This window comes from Nocardia elegans NBRC 108235 (genome assembly GCF_001612845.1).
GTDB classification, from domain to species: Bacteria; Actinomycetota; Actinomycetes; order Mycobacteriales; family Mycobacteriaceae; genus Nocardia; species Nocardia nova.
The window spans coordinates 164,647-190,075 of sequence record NZ_BDBF01000002.1; the positions used below are offsets into that span (position 1 = coordinate 164,647).

The window sequence follows — 25,429 nt, forward strand, 5'->3', positions numbered from 1 at the left end:
GAAAAATCAGATCCGATGCGCCCCACGGGAAACCCGCGGGAGTTCGAGGTCGAGCGGGATCCGCCCCTCCGCCAGATGCCGTTCGACCTCGTCGGCGGGCATCGGCCGCGCGATGAGGAAGCCCTGCGCCCGGTAGCAGCCCAGGCCGACCAGGGTGCGAGCGGCCACCGCCGTCTCCACCCCTTCACCGACCACCCCGAGGCCGAACGAACCGGCAAGTCCCACAATGGATTTCACAATCGCCAGATCGTCGGTACTGGCGCCGAGCCGCTGCACGAAACCACGGTCGATCTTCACCGCGTCCACCGGCAGCGCCTTGAGATGCGACAGCGAACTGTAGCCGGTGCCGAAATCGTCGATCGCGATCTGCACTCCCATGCGCTTGAGTCCACGCAGGGTCACCTGGGTGCGGGTCAGATCCGAGACCACGACGTGCTCGGTGATCTCCAGGCACACCGAACTGCCGTCTATTCCGTGCCGGCGCAGCACATCCTCGACGCATTCCACGAAGTCCAGGCTCACCAACTGCACCGGCGAGACGTTGATCCGGATCACCACGTTCGAGGCCAGCCCGGCGCGCCGCCATTTCGCGAATTGCGACAGGGCCGTGCGCAATACCCAGCGACCGAGTTCACCGGCCAGATTCGTCGCCTCGGCCACCCCGACGAACGCACCGGGCGGCAGCAGCCCGCGGGTGGGATGCTGCCAGCGCACCAGCGCCTCCAGCGCCACGATGCGCCCGGTCCGCAGATCCACCTCGGGCTGATAGTGCAGCAGCAGTGAACCGTCCGAGACGGCGCCGCGCAGATTCAACTCGACATCGTCCTGGAGTTCGAACTGCGCGCGCATGGCATCGGTGAACACCGCTACCCCGTTGCCCCCGCCGGATTTCGCCGACAGCAGCGCATGGTCGGCGCGGCGCAACAGATCCGCGACGGTGGTCTCGCCCGGCATCCCCAGCGCCACACCGACACTCGCGCCGCGACTCACCGTTTCCCCGCCGACCGACACCCGGCGGGTGATCAGCTGCTGAATCCGGGTCGCCTCGAGTTCGGCCGCGACCGGGTCCACGGGTTTGGCCGGCACGATGACGAATTCGTCGCCACCCAGCCGCGCGATCATATCGTTCGGATCGAGGTGTTCCTTCAGCCGCGACGACAGCGTGCGGATGAAATTGTCGCCGGCGGTATGCCCCAGAAAATCGTTGAGCGCCTTGAGCCGATCGAGGTCGAGGAAGAATGCGGCGACCGGTCCCGAACTGCCCGGACGCAGCCGCTCCTCCATATGTTCGAGCAGGGCGCGACGGTTGGCCAGTCCGGTGAGGTCGTCGTGCAGGGCGATGTAGCGCAGCCGTTCCTCGGCCACCACCCGCGCCTGCAGTTGCGCCAGCAGCGCCGCGATCGCCTTCAGGACGTTGATCTCCCGGGTGCTCCACTCCCGGTCGCCCCGTTTCATGAATCCGAGCAGTCCGGTCGGCTCACCGCGCGACACCAACGGAACGGTCGCGGTCGTCACATCGCTCAATCCGGAACGGCGAATCGTCTCCTGATAGTCGGAGAATTCCGGAGTCGGGCGGGCGATCATCGGCTCGGTGGCGTGTTCGACGGCTCGGAACACCGAATCGGCCTGCTCGAAATACACCACACGCAGCGGGTCGGGGTCGGGCACGTCCTGCCGTTGCGGCCATTCGGCGACCAGCACCGTCGCCCGGCGTTCCCGGTCGGTATGGCGGACGAAACTGAAATCGACGTCGAAGTAGTCGACCAGTTTGGCCAGCACTCGTTCGGTCGCCGCCACCATCGTCGTGGCGTCGACACCCATCAACTCCGCGGCGACCTGGGTCACCAACGAGTCGAGTGTTCGCCGAGGCACCTTGTCTCCGATCGCGCTATCCACGGCATGTCGAGGGAAGGACGTCCACGCCCCGAGCGTCGATGAATTCGCCCTGAACCGACGCTAGTGTATCGACGTATTGCGATGAAATCGCGGCGAGTTCGCGGAGAGGTGCGGCGGGGAATTCGCCGAGGGCCGCAGCGGGGCCCGTTCGGCGGGGTCGCACAGGGTGGTCAGCAGCCATATCGTCGCAGCGCCTCCGGTGCGACATCCAGCCCAGTCATACGGTTCCTACTCTGTTGCTGCGCGGCGCGGCGCGATCTTTCGGCCACCTCCGCTCGGCATGCGGTACCGCCGGTGTCGGGTATGGCCACCTAGGGAAGTATCCGTCATCCCTCCGGAATTGACCAGACGTCCGGCAAATCTTCCGAAACCTGAGCGTGGTGCGCGGTATCGATCGAGGTCATCCAGTCGGTGTCATACACCGCACAGAACAAAAAGACCGCCCGGTTCCCAATTGGTTACCCGTTGGCAACCGAAAATCACACCAGAATTGAGATGAACAACTCCAGCCGGTCGGGACCACGCCACACCTCGATCTCCTCGCGATAAGCGCGGGTGATCTCGGCCGACGCGGTGGCGTCGTCGACCTGAGCCCAGACGTCCTCGACCGGATCGTGATAATCACCGTTGGGTTCGAATCGGGCATATACGCCCTTCGGGACGCGAATCATCACATCGCCGACCGGCACCTCTTTCGGCGCCTGATATTCGTAGCTGACCAGCACGTTGTAATTTCCGGCCGGGTCGGGCACGTACACGGTGTGGAGCGGACCGCCGATCTCACGATCGCGCAGCCTGTCCCGCAGGAATTCGATCAGTTCGCTGTTGCTGACCTTGAAACTCGGCCGGACCCGCGGCACCACCAGACCGCCGTAGATGGCCGCGTCACGGACCACGATCGAATACGTCATCGGGGGTCTACCGCCAGGTACAGATCGATCTTGTACGCGTGCGGATAGCATTCGAAATCCCCGGTGAAGGTGCGTTTGATCTGATTGTGTTCCTCGGCGTAGGCGATCTGGGTCCACAGGTCGGTCATGATCTGCGGAAAATTGCCGACAGCGGAGAAACGCGCATAGGCGCCGGCGGGCAGACGGGACACGATATGCCCGCGCGTCACCCGGTCGAACGAGAGGCATTCGTAGCCGACGATCTGGGTGTTGAACGTGCCCAGATCGTGGGCGTAATCGGTATAGGAGCAGGCCAGCGGGCCGCCCAGTTCCTGATGCAGGACTGCGGCCCAGGCGGCCTCGAGATCACGATCGCGCAGTTCTCCGAGGGCACGTTTCGGACTGCGCACCGGTAGCCCGGCGACCCACGTCTCGTCCCGCTCGACGATTTCGAACTGCATGCAAGAACTCTCTCGATGTGATCGCGTTGGGCCGCGCAACCGGTGCTGCGGCGGACCGTCCGGCTGGAAACGCCATGCTATCAACATCGAAAGCTACGGACCTGCACGTCTGCTGCCGGGACAGCTGATCATCCGACCGGTTCGATACCAGCGACCTGTCGGCTTTTCGACCGACAGCGGCTTCCGTCCCGGCAATTGGGGATTCTCGTCGCCACCGCGAACACCTCGCGCCGGATCGAACGAATCGCCCACATGCCACGAATCAGCAGATACCGGACGGCGTGGCGGGGATAGCAAATGGTCAGCTATCGGAAGCGGTAGGTGTGACACGACCGCCACCGAACGGGCAGACTCGCAGGGGCATCGACCGAACGGAGGACCGATGGCGCGTCGCACCAGCCACAGCGAACCACCGAACGCCGGCGCGGCGGCATCCGCCGACTATCCCGACCTCGAGGCCATGGATACGGCACTGACCGAATGCCGCGCCTGCCCGCGACTGGTCGTCTGGCGCGAACAGGTCGCCCGCGAGAAGCGGGCCGCCTTCCGCGACGAAACCTACTGGGGCCGCCCGGTCACCGGTTTCGGCCCCGCCGACGCCGCCATGTTGCTGGTCGGCCTCGCCCCCGCCGCCCACGGCGGAAACCGCACCGGCCGCATGTTCACCGGCGACCGCAGCGGCGACGTGCTCTTCGCCTCCCTCTACGCCATCGGCGCCGCCACCCAGCCCACCGCCACCCGCCGCGACGACGGTCTCCGGCTGCTCGGCACCCGCATCACCGCCCCCGTACACTGCGCGCCCCCGGACAACAAACCCACCATCGACGAACGCGACCGCTGCCGGCACTGGCTGATCAACGAACTCGAATTACTCGCCCCCACTGTCCGTTCCGTCGTCGTCCTCGGCGCCTGGGGCTGGCAGGCGCTCATGCCCGCCCTCACCGCGGCCGGCTGGCAGGTCCCCCGCCCCCGCCCCCGATTCGGCCACGGCGTCCACTATTCGATCGACCCCGCCCGGCCCGGCCGTCACCGCCTCGAACTGTTCGGCAGCTACCACGTCAGCCAGCAGAACACCTTCACCGGCCGCCTCACCCCCGCCATGCTCCGCACGGTCCTCAGCGAAGCCGCCACCAGCGCCGGCCTCCACCTCACCCCACCGGCCCCCGAACCCACTTGACCCCGCATTTCCCCACATCGACCAGCCGATTCGGAATCTCCGGCCCCCACCTGCTAAAGTTCTCCTCCGTTGGCCCGGAAACGAGCCACGGGGCTATGGCGCAGTTGGTAGCGCGTCTCGTTCGCATCGAGAAGGTCAGGGGTTCGATTCCCCTTAGCTCCACTTTGATCGCAGGTCAGGGCGGGTTTTCTCCGCCCGAATACCTACCTCGTTGGTCGGATCTTCCAACAAAGTCCCAACTAATTCACTGCGCGTGGTGTGTCAGAACTGTCCGCTGACGGCTCGGTCCGGCGCATCCGCAGCTGCCCCGTGGGCGCGGCCGCGGGCCATGTAGTGGCATTGCGGCATGGCCGACTCGACTCCAAGGGCGCTGAGCACGGCTGTGTCGTCCTGTCGAACATCATCTACGCCGTCGACCGGCCCTGGAGATGTCCACCCCGCACCGCTGGCGACCCCGCGGCGCGCCCGGCAGCCCTCCGAACGCCGGCAGGATGGAGTCGAGTCGAGGTCGATGAGGAAACCACAAGACCTTCACCAACGCCATGTTTAGTGGGCAATTTTCCGGTAAACTTCATGTAACTCACATTCTGGATCCGGAAACAAAATTCGACCAGCGTGGCTGTCATGCTGATCGACGAATCGGAGAAATAGCTTCAAGACTCATTTCAACCACCCATTCAACCGAACTTCGTAGCATTACAGACCGCACTCGGAGAATCAGGAAAAGATTGTTCCACCAACATACGAGCTGTCGGCACCGAACGATGCGCGAATTCGGCGAGCGCGCATGCCTCGACCAGCAACAACCCGGGAGGTGGCCGTGACGTCCATGGTGTCGAGTGAGCCACGTGATCCATTGCACGGCAAAAGTATTCGCCCATTCACCGTCGGCGTGGAAGAGGAATTCGTTCTTGTCGATCCGGCCACCGGCCTCCCCTCGCTGAACAACACCATCGTCGCGGCGCGCTCCCCGGATGCCGCACTGCAACTGGAACTATCTCAGTGCCAGGTCGAGACCTGCACGCCGGTGTGCGCAAGCATTCCGGAGTTGCACCGCGAACTTCGGCGGGCTCGACTCTCGGTCACGCGGGCGGCGGCACGCGCAGGGGCGCTGGCACTGGCGGTCGGTGTGCCGATCTGGGGACCGGCGACCCGGTGCATAACCGACACACCCAGGTACCGGCTCATGGCCGCGCATTTCGGCGAACTGGCCGAGCAAGTGATCTGCGGTTGCCACGTCCATGTCTGCGTGCCCGACCGCGACGTCGCGGTGCAGGTCAGCAACCACCTTCGGCCATGGCTGCCGGCCCTGTTGGCGCTGACGGCGAATTCCCCGATCACAGGCGGTGCCGACACCGGATACGCCAGCTGGCGCCACCTGCTGTGGGCACGATGGCCCAGCGCCGGACCTCCCCCGTACCTGCGATCCGCCGCCGAATACGACGACGCGGTGACCAAGCTTGCCGAGGAAGGCCACATCCTCGACACAGCGATGGTCTATTGGGATGTGCGCTTGTCCTCGCATCTGCCCACGATCGAAATCCGCATCAGCGACGTTCCGGCCACGGTAGAGGAAACGGCACTCTTCGCGAGCCTCGTCCGGGCACTGGTCACCACCTCCGTCGCGGCAGTAGACAGCGGGCGGCCCTCCGACCCAGTCGACCTGGCACACCTACGGGCGGCATGCCGGCGCGCGGCCCGCGACGGCTTGTCCGGCCCGCAATTTCGCACTGCAACTGCGCATTCCGTTCCCGAGCAGGCCTCCATTGCACACCTGCTCTCCCATATCCGCCCCGCTCTCGAACAGTCCGGCGACTACGAATTCACGCGCGGCACGCTGGCGGCAGTTCTGCGGGACGGCAACGGCGCAGTTCGACAACGCGAAGCACTGCGCCTCGGAGGCCCCACTCAGGTCTTGAAACAGATGTCACGATTGACCGCCGAAGGGTGCGCCGCCACCGAGGACCGTCAGCCGGCCTGACGGCCGGATTGCACACCATCGCCGGACTCCGCCCTCGACGTCGGCATTCGGCACCCGCTCATGCCGGGATGTGGGGCGAGAAGCCACGCGAAACGGCAACCGCGCCGTAGACGCTCATCGGCACTTGTGTCGACCTCAGACAGGTGAGATCGGCAAGAAGGGCCAGATCGCGTCGGCGCCGGATCCCACTACCGCAACCGAGGATTCCGGCACTTCGTTCCACGCCCCCTCGAGATCGCGCAGCGGCTCCGACACCACGAAGCGCGTCTCACCGCCCAGTTCGCGCAAAACCTCGACTTCGGGGTGCAATGCCCGCAACTGGGAGAGCCGGGTGGAGAAGAACAGGGACCGCGATCGGCGCTCGCTGGAATAACGCAAAACCCACAGACTTTCACCGTTGGTCGTCGCGACTGTCATTTGAACCGGATGCTCAACTCCGTTCGCGTGCCCGACGTCCTCGACGAAACCGACCGCGCGAGCCACGGCACCGAGTGGATCATCGGCCAGACCGAAGGTCAAGGCCAGGTAGAACAAAGCTTCGGTGTCCGTTGAGCCCTCGATGTCGGAGAACAGCGTCGGATCCACTGCCATCAACAAGTCGCGCCTGATTTCAGGGAAGCCGCGCAGCGCGCCGTTGTGCACCCACAACCATCGATCGTGCCGGAACGGATGGCAATTGCTGCGCTGGACCGCGGTCCCGGTCGAAGCCCGCACATGGGCGAGCAACCTCGACGTGCGCACCTGACCGGCGATCTCCCGCAAATTCCTGTCGTTCCAGGCCGGCTCGATCCCCTTGTACACCGCAGGTTCGGCACCCTCGCCGTACCAGCCGATACCGAAACCGTCACCATTAGTGGTCGTCTCTCCCAGACGAGAGTGCAAACTCTGATCGATCAGAGAATGTTCAGGGCGGAACAACAAATCCTCGACGAGGATCGGCTCACCCCAGTACGCCATCCACCGGCACATACATTGATTCAAACAGAGTCGACACCATCTGCGATAGCCCTCGGGCGCCGGATAACCGTCCTACTCCAGTGGAATGGGACGTTCTCGAGCCGTTCACCGCAAATCGTGCGCTACCGCCCTCGCAACAGGAATGCCGGTCCTGCCGGTTCGCCAGAATCCGCGCTTGCCGGCCACATCGGCGGCACCCGCACTCAACGCCGACTCGAGCGCCCGCGATATTCACGCAAATGCACTCACCGGCCTGGCCACCGCGCGTGTGACAAGTCGGCGCAGGCCCCACCCGAGTCGACGTTCAGCGCCCGCGGCACGGTCGACACCCCGAGCGGTCCACGGGTAGCACTCCAGCTCCTGTCCGCAGCCGGACTCGTCCTACTCGTGCTCGGAATCCTCGCCGCCGACAACGACTTACGGTGGAGCGCGATACTGATCGTGCTCGCGATGCTGGTGCTGGCCGGATTCTTCCTGCACGTGCGCGCCACCGAACGATCCGGCGGCGACCCCCTGGTATCGACCAGCCTGTTCCACAGCCGAGCATCCAATTTCGGGCTGGCCACTCAACTGCTGCAATGGCTGATCCTGATGGGAACCTCCTTCGTCGTCTCGGCCTACCTGCAGGTCGTACGCGGCTACGATCCGATCCGCACCGGCGTCATCTTCACCGCCGCCACCGCAGGACTGCTCGTCTCGTCGCTGTCGGCGGCCCGGCTGGCACGCCACTTCGCCCAGCGAACACTTGTCATGACCGGGTTCGTGGTGGTCGCCGCCGGCGTGGTGGTGCTCGTCGCCATGGCCGGGCGCAGCCTCAACCCTTGGGCGTTCGCGCCCGGCCTACTACTGATCGGACTGGGACTCGGCTCGATGCTCACTCCCTCGGTCACCATCGTGCAGTCGGCGTTCACCGAGGAACGCCAAGGCGAAATCTCCGGACTCTCACGCTGCGTATCCAACCTGGGCTCTTCACTGGGCACCGCCATCGCCGGCACCATCCTCGTCGCCGGACTCAGCAGCCACGCCTACGCCACCGCGATGCTCACCCTCGCCGCAGCCGCCGTCATCGGACTCCTCGCAGCCGCCGCACTGCCCCACGACACACGCGCCCGAAACCCGTAGTAACCACGAGCATTCTCCTTCGCGGCGACCGGCAACCCCGGATGGCCGAGTTTCGACACCACCGAACGGATTCGCCGGATCCGGACCACCCCACCGGGGCTGGGCGGCGACACGCTGTCGACGTCCCGCCGGATCTGGCAGCGCGAACCGCGCCCGCGGTCGGCCGAGCTCGGCCGACGTCCGCACACCGAATAGCCCGAAAGGCATACCTATCCGGTATCGAGCGAGTTTGATGGTGGTGTGGACGGCACCCCGATGTCGAGGCCGGTGAACCTGGTGGCGGGAGCCGCCGCGAGGGTCGGCGGAGCTGCTGGGCGCGTGCTGGGTTTCGGGTTCGGCGTCGCGCGGCGGGTGCCGGGCGTCGAGCCGGTGCTCGCGGAGCTGGAACAGCGGGGCGCGGACACCTTGGAGGCCGTCGACGACCTCACCGAACGGGTGCTGCGTGCGGTGGTCGGCCGGATCGTGCGGACCGCGGTCGGCGCTGTCGACCTCACGGAGCTCGTGGTCGACAACGTGGATCTCGACGCGGTGGCCGAACGGATCGATGTCGACAAGATCATCGGGCGGGTCGATCTGGTCGGGTTGGCCGACAGCGTGATCGAGGGTGTCGATCTACCTCGGATCATCCGCGAATCCACCGACTCGATGTCCGCGGAGGCAGTTCTCGGCATCCGGAGCCAGGGGATGCATGCGGACGATGCCGTCGCGGGGTTCGTCGGAAAGTTGCTCCGGCGAGCACCGTCCGAATCGGGCGCGGAGTGAGTGCTCCTGCGCACCGTCCCGCCGGCATCGTGACGCGGTCGATCGCATCGGGGGTCGACGTCGCCGTCGTCCTGGCGATCATGGCCGCGATCTACCTGTGCATGGCGTTCGCGCGGCTGCTGTTCTCACCGCAGGATTTCACGTGGCCGGACGCCGGTGCGGTGATGTCGACGGGCATATTCATCGTGGTGTCGGTGCTGTATCTCACCGGATGCTGGGCCGTGAGCGGTCGCACCGTCGGCGCCGTGATGATGGGGCTGCGGGTGGTGACCCGCGGCGGCGAACTCGTGGGATGGCCGCGGGCTCTGATGCGGGCGGTGTTCTGCGTGATGTTCGCGGTCGGATTGTTCTGGGTGGTGGTCGATCCGCGCCGGTATTCGCTGCAGGACATCGTTTTGCGTACCACGGTCGTGTACGACTGGCACCCGGAGGCCCATTCGCCGGCGTAGGCGCGCAGGATCCGGCGACAACCGCCGATGCTCGAGCGAGCGCACCCTCGATCGCGTGATCGCCTATCCCACTGCGGGTTTCGGCGATGTGGTCGGTGGATGTGCGATCGACGGAGTCGTCGGACGCGCCGACTTGGTCGGCATCGGAGGTTTCGTCGCCGACGTTGTGGTCGTTGCGGGCCTTGTCGATGTGGTCGTCCCGGGTGTCGTGGCGACCTCCGGCGACGTGGAAGTCGTCGAACTCGCCGCGATCGAGGTACTTGCGGAGGCCGTCGTGGACTTGGTTGTCGTGCCCCTGGCTGCCGTCGTCGTGGTGCCGGCCGGTGCCGTAGTCGTGGTGGTCGACAGCGTGGCGATCGGCACTCTCGTGGAAGGCAGAGTGGCGGTCGGCACCGTCGTGGCCGGCAGGGTCGTGGTCTCCGTCCTCGGATCGGCAGTTACCGTCACCGTCGATGTCTCCACCGAAGTCGTAGGTGCCGTGGATATCGTTGGTGAGACGACCGCGCCCGGATCCGGCACACCGGGCAAGATCTGGATCGAAAGGCTCGCCGTGGCAGAGAAACTCGCGCCGGCCGACGCCGCCGTCGAGGCCGGCGTCGAGGTATCCGTCGTCGTGGCCGTCGTGGATTCTGTCGCAGTGGCCTGGCCTGCACCGGGATCGGGGGGATCCACGGCCGGTGGCGCGATCCCGGAATCGGCGGTGGTGTCGGTACTGCCTGTGCCGTCGTCCGGTACGGAGATCTCGCTCGACGCGTCGGACATCGTGCTCGCGTTCACCGCGCCGGCTTCGCTGGGAACAGCGCCGCAGTCGAGAGTCTGCACGGTGGGTTCGCCGGGGTGCGCCTGCGCCTCGTTCACGTGCGCCGGCGGGCCCGAATCCGCTCGTACCACGAGCGTGATCCCGATCGCCGTGGTCACCAACGCGGTGACCACTCCCGCGCGCGAGATCTGCCGCCGGAATCGTCCGCCCGACCGCGGAATTCGACGCCGAGGCTCATCATCGATATCGGTTGCTGTCACTCGCTGTTCGCTGTTGTCGACGGTTCGCATCCGCCCACCGCTTTCTTCCTTGTGATGCGCCGACCGCCGGAACCGGTGCTCACACCGCCTCCGCCACCGAAAACACGCCCGAGCGTCGGACGTCGAATTCCGGCAGTTCCGCGAACACCGACACGTACGCATTACGGTGTCGCCTCGCCGAACAGGCGGGGCATCTGCGATGCTTCGCGGCCGGTTTCAGGACCTCGAGTAGGGATCCACGTCGCGCAGTCGTTGCCGGTGGATTTGTTGCAGCTCACCCGCGCGGGTGAGAAAGTCGGCGATTATTTCGAGTTCGTGCGAGTCGTACCAGCTCGACAACATCTTGTAACTCTCGACGAGCATCGGCACGACGATTTCTCGTATGCGATACGCCGCGAGTTCGGTGGCCATCACTATCACGCGACGACGATCGGTCGGATGCAGCGAGCGGGCGATATAGCCCTGCTTTTCCAGCCGATTGAGCATGATCGTGACGCCGGCAGCCGTGATGCCGAGCCGTTCGGCCAGCAGTCCCGGCGTCGTCGACTTCTCGTCGTCGGCCAGCACGATTTCCAAAGCACGCCGGTCGGTTTCGTTCACACCCAGCACTCTGATCAATTCGCGGGCCAGGTCCTCGACGGTTCCGTGGTAGAACTCCAGGGCCCTTTTGAGTTCGACCGAGAGTCGGGCGGGTTCGGCCGTTCTCCGGGATCGCCGCCGGGCGATTGAAGCGGGCATGTGTGCTCCTGTCAATCGATTCGGACGACAGCCGAACCGCGGCTGACGAACATCACGAAAGCTGGCACCGCCGCGGCCGGCGAAGCGACCGTGGGCAGTGTCGGACATGCACTGTACGACACACCGACCCATGCGATACGGTGCATTTCAGAATTCGGTCCAACGGTTTCCCGTACTCCAAACGTGAAGCGGGGCAACCACTATGAGGAACAGCGGTCACCCGTCCCGCCCGGGTGAGACCTGGACCGGGCTGCTGACACAACCCGGTCCAGGCATGTTCACCACCGGCCGCCGGCGCGGACACCGGCCGTCACGCCGTGGCCCCTGTCCGCGGAATCAGCTGACAGATGTGGTGGTGAGGGTCGGGGACGGATTCGGATAACACGAGGTCGCCACATTGCCGACCAAGGCGACGTTGGTCGTCATGGTCATACCGGGATTCGTGTAGCTGGTCCCCGCGTACTTGCTGGTGATCGGCGTGCCGGGAGTACCGGCGGTGACGTTGATGGTCACCGCCGGCGGCGTGAAGCTGGTACCGCCGGCGATCGGACCGGGCACGGTCAGAACGACATTCCCACCCGACGTGGTGACGGTGCCGGCCACGGTCCCCCCGGAGGCGGTGGCCGAGACCAATGTCGAATTCGCGGGAGTCGGGAAGGTCATCTTCAAGTTGCTGATGTTGTTCACCGTGAAGCCGGACGCCGAACTGGGCACCGACGAGGAACCCGGCGTGAGGGTGATGGCCACCGCGGAACCCGACGCCGCCGAACTCGGCGCGGTGCCGGTGACCGATGTGGTCATACTCGAGGTCTGGCCGATCCCGAGAATGGTGCCCTTACAGCTCCAGTTCACGCTGACCGGGGCGGCATTCGCCGGTGCCGCCAGACAAAAGACGGTGGCGACCGCCACCGGAGCGAGAACGCCGGCACGAACCAGGGAAGAGATCGATCTCATGACTAACTCCAGAAAATATCGAGCAACGGTACGACCGGATGTCGGACCGCAACACTGAGTTTCTAAAATATAGCCTCTTCTCATCTTTCCATGGTCGAAATCGCGTAATTAAAACGCGCCCAGAATTTCATTATCCGCTATTAATTATTCAGACTGGAAAGTTAATTCCGACAAGTTTCTTTTCGTAAACAGCACAATTCCACGCCGCCTCTCTTCCCGCCATCAGCGGGAACAATCCTGCAATTCCCCCGAATACAAGCTTCGACCTGAGAATATATCCCGTCGCACCGATCGTCAGCTTTCCGGTGGTTACCGTTCACGGCATCCGCCCGCGTGCCAGTGGTACGTGAGGGCGGTGCAAGAGCACGGTGTCAGGGTTGCCGGCATGACATGGCACAGCGGCTGTGGAGCCGAGGGGAAGACGATTCTGGTCACCGGCGCCAGTGCGGGCATCGGATACTTCGCCGCGGAGCAAATCGCGGCCGCGGGTGCCACGGTGGCGCTCGGGTGCCGCGACACCGCCAAGGCCGGGCCCTACCCGGTGACCCTGGCCGCAGCATTCGCCGACCTCAGCGACAGAAGACTCGCTCAGCAATGTAGCGGCAAACCGGGAATTCCCCGCTCGCCGTGTAGTAGCTTGACTGATCACCGTTGTTCGCCCGAGAAGAGCGGAGGGGCCGATGCCGAACCTGCCCGCGGGAGGTTTACGGTGGCTCGCCGGGGTCTTCGTCTTGCTCCTCTCGGCGACGACCGTGGGGGCCACGTCAGCCGGCGGTGATCCGGTCTACGGGGCGAACCCGGTCAACATGTGGGGTCCGCCCTCGGATCCGGAGTGGGCCGCGAACGATCCGACGCTGCACGCGGACAGCCTGCGCGGGACGGCGCTGTGTATATCGGCGGGGACAGGGATGCCCGGCCCGCACGAGTCGATGAGCGATCGCGACGTCGCGGACAACCCGGTCGCGCTCGCCGATCACGTCGTCATCGGCGGCGGCTTCGAATCGGTGGTCAACGGGTGCACGGCTCGGCTCGCTGCGGCGTTGGGCGCCGCCGGCGTGCCCGCGCGAATCGATTTCCGGCCGACGGGAACCCATGCATGGGGATATCGGCAAGACGCCCTGCACGATTCGTGGCCGATGTTCGCGGCCGCGATCGGCGCCTGAGCATTGGTGAAGGCGCCATGAAGATTTCGGGAGAAAAGCGACAGATCAGGCAGGGAATCTTCCGCTTGCCGGACAACCCGTTTCACTTTTCGCGCAGGTCCGCGGACGGCGAAGAATCTTCACCGAATATTCCCCGAGATGTATTGCGGGAAGCGGCCTTCTACTTTATGCTCGCCGCCTTCGCCGATTTGTTTGCAGGAAATAGCCGGGGGTACTCGCGCACACAGAACGCACCTATTGTCAGCGCCGATCGATTCCGAGTGGTGATGACCTGCGCACTTTAGGCAACTCGAGGAGAGGATTGATTGCGATGACGGTTGGTCTCGACGTTCGTTCCGAGCGTGAGCGCGTCGCCCGCGCATGCCGCCCCGGGCAGCCGTTGCCCGAATTCGTCTACAGCAGCGACGAAGACGCGCTGTGGTCACGGGTTTTCGCGACGCTTCGGGCCATGCACGAGGAACTGGGATGCACGGAGTATCGTGCCGCCGCTCGCATCGTTCAACTGCCCGCCGACCGGGTACCTCAGATGAGCGAGGTTTCCCGCACGCTTCGGTCCTTGACCGGTTTCGAGCTCGCACCGGCCATCGGAAGCCAGCCGGGCCGCCTGTTCTACGGCCCCATGGCCGACGGCATCCTGCACGCGACCCCGGACGTCCGGCCGGTGACCGAACAATCGTTCTCGCCCGACCCCGATGTCATCCACGAATTGGTCGGACATGCGGTGATACTCGCCGATCCGGAATTCGCGGAACTGTATCGCTGCTTCGGCCGCGCCGCCAACCGCGCCACCTCCGACGAGGAGCGGGCCGCGATCGCACGATTGTTCTGGTTCACCCTGGAGGTCGGCGTGGTTGCCGAGAAGGGTCATCCGCGCGCGTACGGGGCCGCGATTCTGTCCTCGGTCACGGAGATGGAGTCCTTCGTGCATGCGGATCTGCGAGAGTTCCGGGTCGAGGACATACTCACCAGCGATATCGACGACAGCATTTGCCAGCCCCTGCTCTTCGTCGCCGATTCGGTCGACCGGATGACGGCGGAAGTCGAGGGCTTTCTCCGGACGCGGGTCGGTTCGTGATGTCGCCTTCTCGCACAAACACTTTCGTCGATATCCTCGCCGTCGAGATTTAAGGAATTGCGGTGGTAGACCTCTCGAGTACCACGCGTCGTCACGACGGCGTGGCTCCGGACGCGGACTTCTTCGAATTGTCGGTAGCGCAGTCGGAGCTGTGGCTGGCCCAGCAATTACATCCCTCGGTTCCGTTCTCCATCTCCCAATACACCGATGTGCAGGGCGAACTCGATCTGGGCCTGCTCCAGCAGTGCGCCCGCCGCGCCGCGCGCGAATTGCAGTCGCCGCATGTGCGATTCGCCGTCGTCGGGGGCCGACCGCGCCAATACCTCGACCACGAGCTGGACGCCGGATTCGACTGCATAGACCTGAGTGATCGCCCCGATCCCGAACGCGCCGCCGACGAGTGGATGAGCCGGGATCATCATCGGGGCATCGACCTGACCGGCGACGACGTCACGAAGACGGTGCTGTTCACTCTCGGCCCCGGTCGATATCGCTGTTATGCGCGCAGCCACCACATCGCCGTCGACGGTTTAGGCGCCGCTCGGGTGTTGCATCGAACGGCCGAATTACATTCCGCCGCAACCGAAGGACGGCCCCCGGCACCGTGCCGGGCGGTGTCACTGACCGAGATCGTGGCGGCCGAGCAGCGGTATCGGTCCTCGTCCCGGTTCGCCGCCGACCGCGAGTACTGGGGCAAGGAGCTGGCCGGCCTCGATCACGTGACCCGCCTCAGCGAGCGGTACGCGGCGCCCTCGGCACGCCCTCATATCGCGCATGCGATTGTCGATGCGGAGGTCATGGCACGGCTCGACGCCGCAGCGCGGCGGTACGGCACGGGGATGGCCGAGGTGCTGGTCGCGGCGGTGACCGCCTTTCTCGCGCAGATGACCGGTGATACCGATGTCACGGTGTCGCTGCCCGTCGCCGGTCGCACCACGGGAGCGCTGCGGCAGTCGGCCGGGATGGTTTCCAACGTGGTGCCGTTGCGAGTGCGGGGCGTGGCCGAGAGCACGGTGGGCGACCTCGTCCGCCAGGTGCGCCTGAACATGATCGGCGCGCTGCGCCACCAGTTGTACCGGCACGAAGACCTGCTCCGTGACCACGGCGTGGGCCGGGCCGGTCGCCACGGCTACGGCCCGCTGATCAACGTTCTCAGCCTGCCCGACAGCATCGATTTCGGCGCCGTTCGCGGTCGGACGCAACTGCTTTCGGCCGGCCCGGTGGAGGATATGGCGATCAGCTGCTACCGCTTCGGCGACGAGCCGTTCGTCGTCGACTTCCACGCCAACCCGGAGCTGTATCGGGCAGACGAGGTGGAGGGGTATCGGCAGCAGTTCATGGAGTGCCTGTCCCGATTCCTGTGGGCCGACGATACGGAGAAGGTGTTCGCGGCCGTCGCCGGTACCCACACGATCGCCGCCCCGCAGCAGCGGCAGCACCAGCGGTTGCTGCCGGAGTTGCTCTCCGGCGGAATCGATGCCGGTGAACGGATCGCACTGAGTGGGCCGGACCGGTCGGTGACCTATCGCGAACTCGACGAGACGACCGCGCAGTGGGCGCGCGAGCTGATCGCGCACGGAGCCGGGCCGGAAGTCGTTGTCGCGGTGGCGTTGTCCCGGTCGGTGGAATCGGTCATGGCGCTGTGGGCGGTCGCCCGGGCCGGCGCGGTGTTCTTCCCGGTCAATCCCGCCGATCCGCCGGCGCGCGTGTCGAAGCTGATCGCCGATTCCGGTGCGGCGCTGGGCATCACCCGCACCGAGTGGCACACGCCTCTGGAGAGCACCGCGGTCGATTGGCTGTTGCTCGACAGCGACGAGTTCACCCGTGCCGCCGCGGCCCGGTCGACCGCCGCGGTGACCGACGCGGATCGGATACGACCGCTGCGAGCTGCTCACCCGGCCTATCTGATCTACACCTCCGGATCGACCGGTGAACCCAAGGGAGTGCTGAGCACCCACGAAGGTCTGGCGACATTGGCCGACGATCTGCGCACCCGTAACCGCATCGGCAGCGATTCGGTGGTGTTGCAGGCACATTCACCGTTCTGCGATGCGTCGATGCTCGAATATCTCTCCGCGTTCACGCCCGGAGCGAAGCTGGTGGCACTCGCGCCGGACATCATTGCGGGACAGCGGCTTTCGCAGGTGATGGAGGACGAGGGCGTCACCCATCTGGTGGTCACACCGGCCATTCTGGCGACGCTCGACCCGGACCGATTGCCGGCACTGCGGACGGTCACCGTGGGCGGTGACAAATGCCCGCCGGCACTGGCCGAACGCTGGGCGGGCCGGCTCCCGATGTTCAACTCCTACGGCCCCACCGAGGCCACCGTCGTGGTGACCCAAACCGAACCACTCGATCCGAACGCGCTCATCACGATCGGCCGCGGACTGCCCGGCGTGCAGACTCCGGTACTGGACGCCCGGCTGCGCCCGGCGCCACGCGGCGCCCGCGGCGAACTGTATCTCGCCGGTGACGCATTGGCGCGCGGGTATCTCGGGCGGCCCGGAATCACCGCGCAGAGTTTCGTGGCAAATCCTTACGGAGAGCCCGGAACTCGGATGTATCGCACGGGTGACATGGTCCGCGAACAACCCGACGGCACGCTCGAGTACCTCGGCCGTGGCGATGTTCAAATCTCGCTGCGGGGGCAGCGCATCGAGCCGTCCGAGGTGGAGCGCGCGCTGGCCGCGGACGAGACGGTCGATCAGGCCGTGGTGCGGGTGTGGACGTCCGAGGCGCTCGGCGATCGGCTGATCGGCTATGTCGTTCCTACGGCGGCCCCGAAAGAGCACTTCGACCGCACCGCCGTCCTGGCGCGGTTACGGACCGTGCTGCCGCCCGGCATGATTCCGGCGATGCTGGTGCCGCTGCCCGAGATACCGATCAATCCGAGCAGCGGCAAGACCGATCGATCCGCGTTGCCGGATCCGCAGACGTTGCCGCGACCGGCATTCCGCGCGCCGACATCGCCGATCGAGCGCACGGTCGCGGAGACCATCGCCGAGGTCACCGGGCAATCTCGGGTCGGCCTGGACGACAACTTCTTCGAACTCGGCGGCAACTCGTTGCTGGGCGTCGAGCTGTGCCGGCAACTGTCGGAGCGGACCGGCACGACGGTGACGATTTCCTCGCTGTTCACCCCGACGGTGCACACCTTGGCCGCCGCCATCGAGGCCACGGCGGCCGGCGGAAACAGCGATGTGGCGGTCGGCGGTTCGGCGCTGGAGCCGGTTCTTCCGTTGCGTGGCAGCGGTTCCGGGACGCCGCTGATCTGCCTGCATTCCGCCGTTCCGCTCTCGTGGTGCTATTCGGGCCTGCTACGGTACGTCACCGACCGGCCCGTCTACGGTCTGCAGTCTCCGGCCGTCTCCGGGCAGTCGCGTAGGTACCACACCGTTGACGAGCTCGCCGAGGTGTATCTGCGCGAACTCACGCGCGTCCAGCCGGAGGGCCCCTACCACCTGCTCGGCTGGTCGCTGGGCGGGCAACTCGCGCACGCGCTCGCCGTCCGGCTGCGCGCCCGGGGGCACGCCGTGGGACTGCTCGTGATGTTCGACAGCGTGGCCTTCGACGAGGGTGCGCCCCTGCCGGAGCCGCCCACCGTCCGTGATCTGGTCACCCACCTGCAGGGCAACGAGTCGGCCACCCCGGACACGCGGCCACTCACCCTGGACGAAGCTGTGGACGTGCTCGCCGACAGTCCCGGTCCCGGTCGCGGGTTGAGCCGTGAGCAGCTCGAACGCCTCCACCAGGGATATGTCGACAGTGTCGCCATGTCCACGAGCTACCGGCCGGCATGCTTCGACGGCGATCTGCTGTATTTCTCGGCGACCGAAGGCATCACCGGCGAGCTGACCGGCGAGATGTGGCGGCCCTTCGTGTCCGGGCAGATCACGCAACACCGCGTCGACGTCACCCATGCCCAGATGACCAACCCCGAGGCCCTCGCGGTCATCGGGCCGATCCTGGAGGCCGAACTGCATCGGCACGGCGAAGGGGAGAACAGATGAGCAAGCATTCCACTGCGATCGTGGCCTCCGCGGTGTCGGTCGCTTCGTCGATTCTGCTGGCCGCGCGCCGGCCGGCTGTGTTCGGTCTCCGTCTCCCACGGTTGGCCCTGGCCGCCGTCGCGGCGGTCGCCCTGGCGATCGCCGCCAACGAGAGCGTAGGCAAACCGGTGATGTTCCTGCGATGGTCGTATGTGCGGTTTCTGTTCGGCCTCCGGCATATGGGCGCCACCTGGCAGGTCGGCGACGGCCGGGAACAGGCGCTGGCCGACTATGTGTGCGCGCATGCGCGAAAGGGCGACATCGACGACGTCATCCGGGCGATCGACGAGTTCTGCTACACCAAGAGTTACCTGATCAACATCGGTGACGAGAAGGGCCGGATCCTCGACCGGGCCGTCGCCGCCGCGCGGCCGCGGCGCCTGCTGGAGCTCGGAACCTATTGCGGGTACAGCGCATTGCGCATCGCGCGGGTCATGCCGGCCGATGCCGTGCTGTACTCGATCGAGTTCAACGCGGCGAATGCCGCTGTCGCCCGGCGGATCTGGGATCACGCGGGCGTCGGCGAGCGGATCGTCGTCATCGTCGGCACCCTGGGCGACGAGGGGAAGACTCTCGGCGCGCTGGGCAGCGACCACCAGTTCTCCCCCGGCACATTGGATTTCGCCTTCCTCGACCACGCGAAGGACGAATATCTTCCCGATCTCCGCCGGATCATGGATCAGGCCTGGCTGCGTCCCGGCTCGGTCGTGGTGGCGGACAACGTGAAATACCCGGGCGCCCCGGAGTATCGAGCGTTCATGCGTCGCCACGAGGGCATTCGGTGGACAACCCGAGAGCATCGGACGCATGCCGAATACCAGAAAGTGCTCACAGACATCGTCCTCGAATCGACTTATCTCGGTTGACCGAATCAGGACCGCCCGGCCGATCCACGACTGCCCCCTGCCGCGATCGTGTGGTCGCCGAACATGTTAATCATCGGTAATGGCGGGTAGTCGCAGATATGGTGCAACGTTGCGCCCCGACCTGATGCCGCCTATACGCCGAAGGACGAGATTCGCATGAGCACTCCCGATACTTCCACCTTGCTGGCCCAGCTGCGAGCTGTGCTGACGTTGACCAACACCGAGATCCAGGTGGCCGAGACCCGGATCGCTCAGGCCCGGACCGAGGCGGTTCGCAGGGAGCTGTCCGAGAACGCCGACAAGGGCCGCGCCCGCGCCGAGGCCATCGAGGCGGCGATCCGCGATCTGGGCAGTGTGCCCGAGGTGGTCGGCCCGTTCCTCGGCCGCGCGGTCGCTGCCATCAAGGCGATGGCCGAACAGGCTCAGCCGTTCGACGAGGCGCTGCTCGGCGACCTGGCGCTGGAGCACCAGTTGCTCGACCGCGCACGCTACATCAAGGCCCTGGCTACCGCCGCGGGTCAGCGCGAGGTCGTGACGTTGGCCGACCGGCTGATCACCGCGCATTCGGCCACCGTGGAATGGCTGACCACCGTCCTGGCCGAGGACGCCCTCGGCGGACCGGCCGCGTTGCGCCGCACCGTTCTGCAGGCGGCGACGGGGACCGCGGTGAAACTGTTCAACCTGCCCGTCACGTGGTCGGCTCGCGGCCTCGATCGCGCGCTGGACACCGTCCGCACCACCCCGCCGGCGCTCGGTGAGCTGCTCGCCCGGGGAGCCCACGCCGGTGATGTCGCCGTCAAGACGCTGTCGGCCTCGCGCGATGCCGCGCTCGAAACCGCCGAGCAGGTCACACGCCACGAAGGCGCCGGGGCGGCCGCCGATGCCCTGCATTCGATCCGCGCCACCACGGGTGTTCTCGAACCCGGCGAGCTCCCGGTCGGCGACTACGACGAGCTGAACGTGTCCCAAGCTGTCGCCGCGGTGAAGGAGCTCACCGAGCCGGCCGACATCCGCGCGATCGTCGCCTACGAGGAAGCCCACAAGAACCGCCACGGCGTCGTCTCGGCCGCCCAGACGCGGCTCGCCGCGATCGCGCAGGAAGTGACCGGTCTGAGCTGACGGGCACTCCCCCGAACGAGCTCAGCACTTCGTTCGAAGCTATTCCGACCGACCGGCCGGCCCGATTCCGGGCCGGCCGGTCGCGTTTTGAATCCGGCCGTCTCCTTGGTCTCACTCGCCATGGGTTGCGCATACCCCCGGGGGGTATTAATGTCTCCGATGTCGGACGAGAACAGATCGAAAGGCCGGGACGATGACCACACACACTCACCTCGATCACCATGGGGCACAGGCGAATCACAGGACTCACGGCCCGCGCGAGCAGCATGCCGGGCACGAAGGCCACGGCGGGCACGCCGCGCACGGTGGTGGGCTGCCGGGCGGACTCCAGATCACCCAGGACGGTTACACTTTGGCGCTCGCCGAGCCGATCCTCGCACCGGGTGAGGTCGACTTCCGGTTCCGTATCCTGGGGCCGGACGGCGCACCGGTCACCGAGTACACCGCGATCCACGATCGGGAGTTGCATCTGATCGTGGTGCAGCGGGAGCTGACCGGGTTCTGGCACGTGCATCCCGAACTCACCGCCGACGGCATCTGGACGGTGCGGCTGAACCTGCCGGCGGCGGGCGCGTATCGAGTCTTCACCGACATCGCCCCGCGCGCACTCGGCAAGACCATCACCCTGGGCGCGGATCTGGCCGTCACCGGGGCGTACGAACCGCGGCCGACGCCCGCGGCCGAACGGACCGCGAAAGTCGACGGCTACGAGGTGACTCTCGACGGCGATCTGGTGCCCGGCGAGGGCCGCCTGCTCACCCTGACCGTGCGGAAGAACGGCGAGCCGGTCACCGACCTACAGCCGTATCTGGCGGCCTACGGCCATCTGGTGATCCTGCGGGCGGGCGATCTGGCCTATGTGCACGTCCACCCGAACGGCGAACCCGGCGACGGCGTCACCGCCCCGGGCCCGGATGTCACCTTCCATACCGCCGTCCCCGGCCCCGGAACCTACCGGCTGTTCCTCGATTTCGAGCACGGCGACGTGGTCCGCACCGCCGCGTTCACCCTGCCGACAATCGGGTGAGCGGTCTCGCATGCCGCGGTCAGCCCCGGGCCAGAGCGAACCACCACAGACACCGCTACCTCCCGATGGGATGTTCGGCGGTGCCCGTCCGGGCGGTGAATACCGCGAGGTCGGCGTTCTCGTCGTTCGCATCGCCGTGGGTGAAGGCGGCGATCGCGAAGCCGGGACCGAAGGAGGCCGAGGCGACCTCGGTGCCGTCGTCCGACCATCCCCATTTCGTGCCGATGATCGCGGGAAGATGCGCGGTGCCCCAGTTCTGTGCCGTACCGTCGGCGGCGATCGGGCTCGCGGTGGCCATCCACCGCAGCATGGGCGAACCGGGATCGGTGCGTTGCTTGGCGACGAGGAATTCGGCTACGTCCCGGGCGCTGGTGTAGGAGTCGCCCCAGAACGAACCGCGCCGGGTATCAGCCGATCCGAATTCCGCGGCGGTGGCGTCGATGGCGTGGGGGTACTTGGTATCCAGCTCACTGGCGGCGGCACTGTCGGAGAGCTGGATCGCGCGCTGCGCCGCCCGCCGATCCGAGGGAGACCCGTCGCCATGGCGCAGCACGTAGTCGACCAGATACAGCTTGATGATCGACAGGGCGGGCCGGATCTCGTCGAAATTCTTTGTGCCGGCACCGGTTCCGGGGATCAGTGCGGCCACAGCGAACGACGTGCGCGGGTTCATCGGGATCGGATCGGATTGCGCGGGTGCCGGACTCGCCGTCGCGGCGCCGCCCGCTATCAACAGAGCCAGCACGGGCGCCACAAGAGTTGTTCGCACGAGTGAGTTCTCCCTCTTCGGTCTGGCCACCTTCTGTCGGCCACGGCCTTCGCCGCGTCGGCCGGGAGGTCGGTGCCGGTGGTGTCGAGCAAGATCACTTCACGTTCGGGCTGAACCGCGGTGCTGCGCATCGATTCCACTACAGCCGGCGGCGCGCTGGGGCCACGCCACGCCGGAGGCGAGTCCGCTCCGGCGCGCCTGCGGCGAATCGTCGCGCGCGAACCGCACAATCGCTGGTCATGGCGATGGGACGCAGAGCCGCACTCGCGTTGCTGGCCGGACTGCCCCTGTCGGCGCCGGGGACGGCACGAGCGCAGTCGGCGCTACCGGGGATCGGCGCCGATCCCCAGCGGGTGCCCACGCGGTACACCATGACGGCGTTTCGCACCGACAGTGACACCACCGTGGCCGTGTACCAGTCGGCGGATGCGACGGTGTTCACGCCGGTCGCCGAACGCGCGTTCACACCGCGCACCGGGTTGGCTCGCGATCCGAGCGTGCTGCTGCATACCGACGGCTGGTACTACCTCACCTACACCGAAGCCCCCGATGCGACCTCGATCGGTCTGGCGCGCAGCCGCGACCGGATCGCGTGGACGGAACTGGCCTCGGTCCCGATGCTGGTGCCGGGCCGCCTGGAAGGTGCGTGGGCCCCGGAGTGGTATGCCGATGCGGCGGGCCGAGTCGGCATCATCGTGTCGCTGACCTGGGGGCACGGCTTCACCCCGCACCTGCTGATACCGGCGGGCGCGGGACTTTCCGCCTGGGCGCCGCCGATACCGCTGCTCGGCGTCGGCCCGAGCGGTCCGGGTTCGCTGGGCTACATCGACACGCAGCTGGTGCGGTGGAACGGGCGGGTGTACGCGTTCGTGAAGAACGAGGACACCAAACTCGTGGAACTGACGGTCGCGGACAATCCCTTGGGCCCGTATTCCTTTGTGGCCGAAGGTGATTGGGCCGGATGGGGCGGCCCGCGGGAAGGCCCGTCGGTGGTGCCGCTGCCCGACGGCGGGCATCGCATCTATCTCGACGCCTACACCGAGGGCCGCTATCTCTACAGCGACAGCTACGACGGATTTCGCACCTGGTCGGCGCCGGTGGAGCTCCCCGCTCTTTCCGGTGTCGTCCGACACGGCACGGTGCTGGCCGAATTCGGTTCCGCCCCATGAGATCTGCGGGCGGGCCGGATCACTCGTAGTCCGGCGCCCAGTTGTCGGCGGTTTCCCCGGTGGTGAGGAAGATGGTGCGGCGTCCCACTTCCACGGCATTGTCGGCGAAGCGCTCGTAATACCGTCCCAGCAGCGTGAGGTCGACAGCGGCCGTGATGCCGTGCGCCCAGTCGTGGTCCAGCACCGCGGCCAGCAGTTGCTCGTGCAGATGGTCCAGCGCGTCGTCCTGGGCATCGAGACCGGCCGCGTCGTAGGGATCGCCGGTTTCGAGCACCGCCGCGGCGCTCGTGGCGATGGCGCAGGCGGTCGAGCCGAGACGCTCGACCAACGGCCGCACCGGTTCGGGAACGACGTGCTCGGGATGGCGCCGGCGTGCGCTGGTGGCGATGTGCCCGGCCAGCGCGCCCATGCGCTGGAGATGGCCGGTGAGCTGGATAGCGGTCACCACCCGCCGCAACTCGCTGGCGACCGGGGCCTGCAAGGCCAGAAGCCGCAGCGCTTCCTGTTCGGTCTGCTGCGCCATCTCCTCGACCCGGCCGACGACGTCCAGCGCGGCCTCGGCCTGTTCGATATCGGCGTTCACCACCGCATAGGTGGCCGACGAAATGGCCGTCCGGTCCTGTTCACACATCGCATGCAACAACTCGGCGAGCTGCCGCAGATTCGCGTGATAGTCCGACCGCATATCCCGATTCAACCCCAGTGGGACGCACATTGCGAATTTCGTGCCGGACCGCCCGATCGCTGCGAAATAACCGGAATTCGCGTTCCGGACATTCGCTCGCGGTCTGCCACTCACCCCAGCCGGTAGTTGTAACTCGCGTAGCGGTGCGAATCCGCACCCGCTTCCTCCCAGCTGTAGCTGTAGGTCCCCACATGCCCCAGCCGGAAGGAGCTGTCGGCCATGATCGAGTAGCCGCTGCGCCGCGCTCGCTCACAGAACGCGTAGTCCTCGCCCAAATACCAGGTGTGCTCACCGTCGGGTACCAGCATGGGCAGGAAATACGGGACGGTCGGGCGGTCGAACCGCAGATTGCACACCGGAAGTTGTTCGTGTTCGGCGACGGTTTCGTAGACGTCGCGGTGGGTGAACAGGAATCCGGTGGCGGCGTATTTGATCTCCAGCAGTCCCCCGCCCTCACCGAACAGGATGCTCCGGGTTCCGGGCAATACATGGCAGGCCAGGCCGCGCACACCTTTCTTCGCATAGATCCCGCACACGATCGGCAGATCGTGTTTGCGCAACCGGTCCACCGAATCCACATCGAACGCGATATCGGAATCGATCCACATCAGCCCTTCGAATCCGTCGCGCAACGCATCGGTGGCCATCTGACTGCGTCCCTGATCGATCGCCGCGAATCCCGTGACGGTCCGGACCTCGTAACCACGATGCTCCAGCCGGGCCAGATTGCGGGCGAAATCCGGTGCGATCGATCCGTGGGTCGGGACCAGGACAACACAGCGCGAGGGCTCCATGCCCGCAGCCTGCCATGCTCGCGAGGGGACCGCTCGGCGTGGGAAGCGCCCGATCGCCGGGTCGCGGCCCCCGTCCGCGCCCCTCTACGCGGGCAGCGGGTTCTGCCTCAGAAAGCGGTGTCCGTCGGCTGCCCCGGTGCGGACCGCGCTGAATCCGTAGTCGATCAGACGTGGTTCGTAACAACAGTGAACTTCGACATGACCGAGTCCCTTCGCACGCAACATCATCGGAAGGGACGTACAGGTCACACCTGTGGAAGGTGCGGTGTTCAACGGTTCGCGTCACCGGGACCAACCCATACC

23 protein-coding genes and 1 tRNA gene are annotated in these 25,429 nt (G+C 66.3%); 15 read left to right on the forward strand and 9 right to left on the reverse strand.

The window, feature by feature from the left end; all coding sequences use genetic code 11:
• Positions 1-6: 6 nt before the first annotated feature.
• The 3 genes from NE2_RS02835 to NE2_RS02845 all read right to left on the reverse strand — a co-directional run bounded on the left by NE2_RS02835 (position 7) and on the right by NE2_RS02845 (position 3,247).
• Positions 7-1,821: a putative bifunctional diguanylate cyclase/phosphodiesterase gene (locus NE2_RS02835; RefSeq protein WP_063023811.1), complete on the reverse strand. Its 1,815-nt coding sequence runs from the start codon at positions 1,819-1,821 to the stop codon at positions 7-9.
• A gap of 554 nt (positions 1,822-2,375) precedes the next feature.
• Positions 2,376-2,807 (reverse strand): effector binding domain-containing protein, encoded by a 432-nt coding sequence (locus NE2_RS02840; RefSeq protein ID WP_063023601.1) that lies wholly within the window; start codon positions 2,805-2,807, stop codon positions 2,376-2,378.
• The gene (locus tag NE2_RS02845) at positions 2,804-3,247 is read right to left on the reverse strand and encodes a GyrI-like domain-containing protein (RefSeq protein ID WP_030515188.1); all 444 of its coding nucleotides are present in this window, start codon (positions 3,245-3,247) and stop codon (positions 2,804-2,806) included. Before NE2_RS02845 ends, NE2_RS02840 begins: the two co-directional genes overlap by 4 nt.
• A 460-nt stretch (positions 3,248-3,707) precedes the next feature.
• Between NE2_RS02845 and NE2_RS02850 the strand changes: the two genes are divergently transcribed.
• From NE2_RS02850 to NE2_RS02860, 3 genes are all read left to right on the forward strand, one after another.
• A complete protein-coding gene (locus tag NE2_RS02850; protein ID WP_063023813.1) occupies positions 3,708-4,424 on the forward strand; it encodes a uracil-DNA glycosylase in 717 nt (238 codons plus the stop codon).
• A gap of 89 nt (positions 4,425-4,513) precedes the next feature.
• A tRNA-Ala gene (locus NE2_RS02855) sits at positions 4,514-4,586 on the forward strand.
• A gap of 667 nt (positions 4,587-5,253) precedes the next feature.
• Positions 5,254-6,405, forward strand: a complete 1,152-nt coding sequence (locus NE2_RS02860) for a carboxylate-amine ligase (protein WP_063023815.1) — start codon at positions 5,254-5,256, stop codon at positions 6,403-6,405.
• A gap of 135 nt (positions 6,406-6,540) precedes the next feature.
• Here the strand turns inward: NE2_RS02860 and NE2_RS02865 are convergent, their stop codons facing one another.
• The gene (locus NE2_RS02865; protein WP_063023602.1) at positions 6,541-7,362 is read right to left on the reverse strand and encodes a class II glutamine amidotransferase; all 822 of its coding nucleotides are present in this window, start codon (positions 7,360-7,362) and stop codon (positions 6,541-6,543) included.
• On the opposite strand from NE2_RS02865, the gene NE2_RS37590 reads away from it, so the two are divergent.
• The 4 genes from NE2_RS37590 (at position 7,306) to NE2_RS02885 (ending at position 10,770) form a co-directional block, all read left to right on the forward strand.
• Positions 7,306-8,484, forward strand: a complete 1,179-nt coding sequence (locus NE2_RS37590; RefSeq protein ID WP_084493714.1) for an MFS transporter — start codon at positions 7,306-7,308, stop codon at positions 8,482-8,484. The two genes, NE2_RS02865 and NE2_RS37590, sit on opposite strands and share 57 nt — an antisense overlap.
• A 240-nt stretch (positions 8,485-8,724) precedes the next feature.
• Entirely contained in the window at positions 8,725-9,246 is a 522-nt protein-coding gene (locus tag NE2_RS02875) for a hypothetical protein (protein ID WP_369817456.1), read from the forward strand.
• Complete coding sequence (locus tag NE2_RS02880) at positions 9,243-9,695, forward strand: RDD family protein (protein ID WP_063023606.1); 453 nt, start codon at positions 9,243-9,245, stop codon at positions 9,693-9,695. Before NE2_RS02875 ends, NE2_RS02880 begins: the two co-directional genes overlap by 4 nt.
• Before the next feature lie 55 nt (positions 9,696-9,750).
• Complete coding sequence (locus NE2_RS02885) at positions 9,751-10,770, forward strand: hypothetical protein (RefSeq protein WP_063023608.1); 1,020 nt, start codon at positions 9,751-9,753, stop codon at positions 10,768-10,770.
• Between the two features lie 161 nt (positions 10,771-10,931).
• On the opposite strand, the gene NE2_RS02890 is transcribed toward NE2_RS02885, so the two are convergent.
• Entirely contained in the window at positions 10,932-11,453 is a 522-nt protein-coding gene (locus NE2_RS02890; protein WP_063009232.1) for a MarR family winged helix-turn-helix transcriptional regulator, read from the reverse strand.
• Between the two features lie 336 nt (positions 11,454-11,789).
• A complete protein-coding gene (locus NE2_RS36865) occupies positions 11,790-12,407 on the reverse strand; it encodes a hypothetical protein (RefSeq protein WP_227463022.1) in 618 nt (205 codons plus the stop codon).
• 680 nt (positions 12,408-13,087) lie between these two features.
• Here NE2_RS36865 and NE2_RS02905 point away from each other — a divergent pair.
• The 7 genes from NE2_RS02905 to NE2_RS02930 all read left to right on the forward strand — a co-directional run bounded on the left by NE2_RS02905 (position 13,088) and on the right by NE2_RS02930 (position 21,709).
• Positions 13,088-13,570, forward strand: coding sequence for an alpha/beta hydrolase (locus tag NE2_RS02905; RefSeq protein ID WP_063023612.1), 483 nt, complete (start codon positions 13,088-13,090; stop codon positions 13,568-13,570).
• On the forward strand, positions 13,537-13,854 hold the full coding sequence (locus tag NE2_RS35430) for a hypothetical protein (protein WP_146165272.1): 318 nt from the start codon (positions 13,537-13,539) through the stop codon (positions 13,852-13,854). Before NE2_RS02905 ends, NE2_RS35430 begins: the two co-directional genes overlap by 34 nt.
• A 26-nt stretch (positions 13,855-13,880) precedes the next feature.
• Positions 13,881-14,645: an amino acid hydroxylase gene (locus tag NE2_RS02910; protein ID WP_063023614.1), complete on the forward strand. Its 765-nt coding sequence runs from the start codon at positions 13,881-13,883 to the stop codon at positions 14,643-14,645.
• A gap of 62 nt (positions 14,646-14,707) precedes the next feature.
• Positions 14,708-18,658, forward strand: a complete 3,951-nt coding sequence (locus NE2_RS02915) for a non-ribosomal peptide synthetase (RefSeq protein WP_063023616.1) — start codon at positions 14,708-14,710, stop codon at positions 18,656-18,658.
• Between the two features lie 170 nt (positions 18,659-18,828).
• On the forward strand, positions 18,829-19,563 hold the full coding sequence (locus NE2_RS02920) for an O-methyltransferase (protein ID WP_063023817.1): 735 nt from the start codon (positions 18,829-18,831) through the stop codon (positions 19,561-19,563).
• A gap of 156 nt (positions 19,564-19,719) precedes the next feature.
• Positions 19,720-20,682: a DUF8129 domain-containing protein gene (locus NE2_RS02925; RefSeq protein WP_063023618.1), complete on the forward strand. Its 963-nt coding sequence runs from the start codon at positions 19,720-19,722 to the stop codon at positions 20,680-20,682.
• Positions 20,683-20,875: 193 nt separating this feature from the next.
• Complete coding sequence (locus NE2_RS02930) at positions 20,876-21,709, forward strand: DUF8832 domain-containing protein (RefSeq protein ID WP_063023620.1); 834 nt, start codon at positions 20,876-20,878, stop codon at positions 21,707-21,709.
• A 55-nt stretch (positions 21,710-21,764) separates the two neighbouring features.
• On the opposite strand, the gene NE2_RS02935 is transcribed toward NE2_RS02930, so the two are convergent.
• The gene (locus NE2_RS02935; RefSeq protein ID WP_233429633.1) at positions 21,765-22,478 is read right to left on the reverse strand and encodes a hypothetical protein; all 714 of its coding nucleotides are present in this window, start codon (positions 22,476-22,478) and stop codon (positions 21,765-21,767) included.
• 239 nt (positions 22,479-22,717) lie between these two features.
• Between NE2_RS02935 and NE2_RS02940 the strand changes: the two genes are divergently transcribed.
• On the forward strand, positions 22,718-23,647 hold the full coding sequence (locus NE2_RS02940) for a family 43 glycosylhydrolase (protein WP_307617027.1): 930 nt from the start codon (positions 22,718-22,720) through the stop codon (positions 23,645-23,647).
• 19 nt (positions 23,648-23,666) lie between these two features.
• On the opposite strand, the gene NE2_RS02945 is transcribed toward NE2_RS02940, so the two are convergent.
• Positions 23,667-24,332, reverse strand: coding sequence for a phosphate signaling complex PhoU family protein (locus NE2_RS02945; RefSeq protein WP_063023622.1), 666 nt, complete (start codon positions 24,330-24,332; stop codon positions 23,667-23,669).
• 110 nt (positions 24,333-24,442) lie between these two features.
• Positions 24,443-25,126 (reverse strand): hypothetical protein, encoded by a 684-nt coding sequence (locus NE2_RS02950; RefSeq protein ID WP_063023624.1) that lies wholly within the window; start codon positions 25,124-25,126, stop codon positions 24,443-24,445.
• Positions 25,127-25,429: the final 303 nt, after the last annotated feature.

Excerpts from the sequence above, each read along its gene's own strand:
- NE2_RS02835 (WP_063023811.1), bottom strand. The coding sequence starts at position 1,821 with ATGGGTGTCGACGCCACGACGATGGTGGCGGCGACCGAACGAGTGCTG.
- NE2_RS02840 (WP_063023601.1), bottom strand. The coding sequence starts at position 2,807 with ATGACGTATTCGATCGTGGTCCGTGACGCGGCCATCTACGGCGGTCTG.
- NE2_RS02845 (WP_030515188.1), bottom strand. The coding sequence starts at position 3,247 with ATGCAGTTCGAAATCGTCGAGCGGGACGAGACGTGGGTCGCCGGGCTA.
- NE2_RS02850 (WP_063023813.1), top strand. The coding sequence starts at position 3,708 with ATGGATACGGCACTGACCGAATGCCGCGCCTGCCCGCGACTGGTCGTC.
- NE2_RS02860 (WP_063023815.1), top strand. The coding sequence starts at position 5,254 with ATGGTGTCGAGTGAGCCACGTGATCCATTGCACGGCAAAAGTATTCGC.
- NE2_RS37590 (WP_084493714.1), top strand. The coding sequence starts at position 7,306 with ATGTTCAGGGCGGAACAACAAATCCTCGACGAGGATCGGCTCACCCCA.
- NE2_RS02865 (WP_063023602.1), bottom strand. The coding sequence starts at position 7,362 with ATGGCGTACTGGGGTGAGCCGATCCTCGTCGAGGATTTGTTGTTCCGC.
- NE2_RS02890 (WP_063009232.1), bottom strand. The coding sequence starts at position 11,453 with ATGCCCGCTTCAATCGCCCGGCGGCGATCCCGGAGAACGGCCGAACCC.
- NE2_RS36865 (WP_227463022.1), bottom strand. The coding sequence starts at position 12,407 with ATGAGATCGATCTCTTCCCTGGTTCGTGCCGGCGTTCTCGCTCCGGTG.
- NE2_RS02905 (WP_063023612.1), top strand. The coding sequence starts at position 13,088 with ATGCCGAACCTGCCCGCGGGAGGTTTACGGTGGCTCGCCGGGGTCTTC.
- NE2_RS02910 (WP_063023614.1), top strand. The coding sequence starts at position 13,881 with ATGACGGTTGGTCTCGACGTTCGTTCCGAGCGTGAGCGCGTCGCCCGC.
- NE2_RS02920 (WP_063023817.1), top strand. The coding sequence starts at position 18,829 with ATGTTCCTGCGATGGTCGTATGTGCGGTTTCTGTTCGGCCTCCGGCAT.
- NE2_RS02925 (WP_063023618.1), top strand. The coding sequence starts at position 19,720 with ATGAGCACTCCCGATACTTCCACCTTGCTGGCCCAGCTGCGAGCTGTG.
- NE2_RS02930 (WP_063023620.1), top strand. The coding sequence starts at position 20,876 with ATGACCACACACACTCACCTCGATCACCATGGGGCACAGGCGAATCAC.
- NE2_RS02940 (WP_307617027.1), top strand. The coding sequence starts at position 22,718 with ATGGCGATGGGACGCAGAGCCGCACTCGCGTTGCTGGCCGGACTGCCC.
- NE2_RS02945 (WP_063023622.1), bottom strand. The coding sequence starts at position 24,332 with ATGCGGTCGGACTATCACGCGAATCTGCGGCAGCTCGCCGAGTTGTTG.
- NE2_RS02950 (WP_063023624.1), bottom strand. The coding sequence starts at position 25,126 with ATGGAGCCCTCGCGCTGTGTTGTCCTGGTCCCGACCCACGGATCGATC.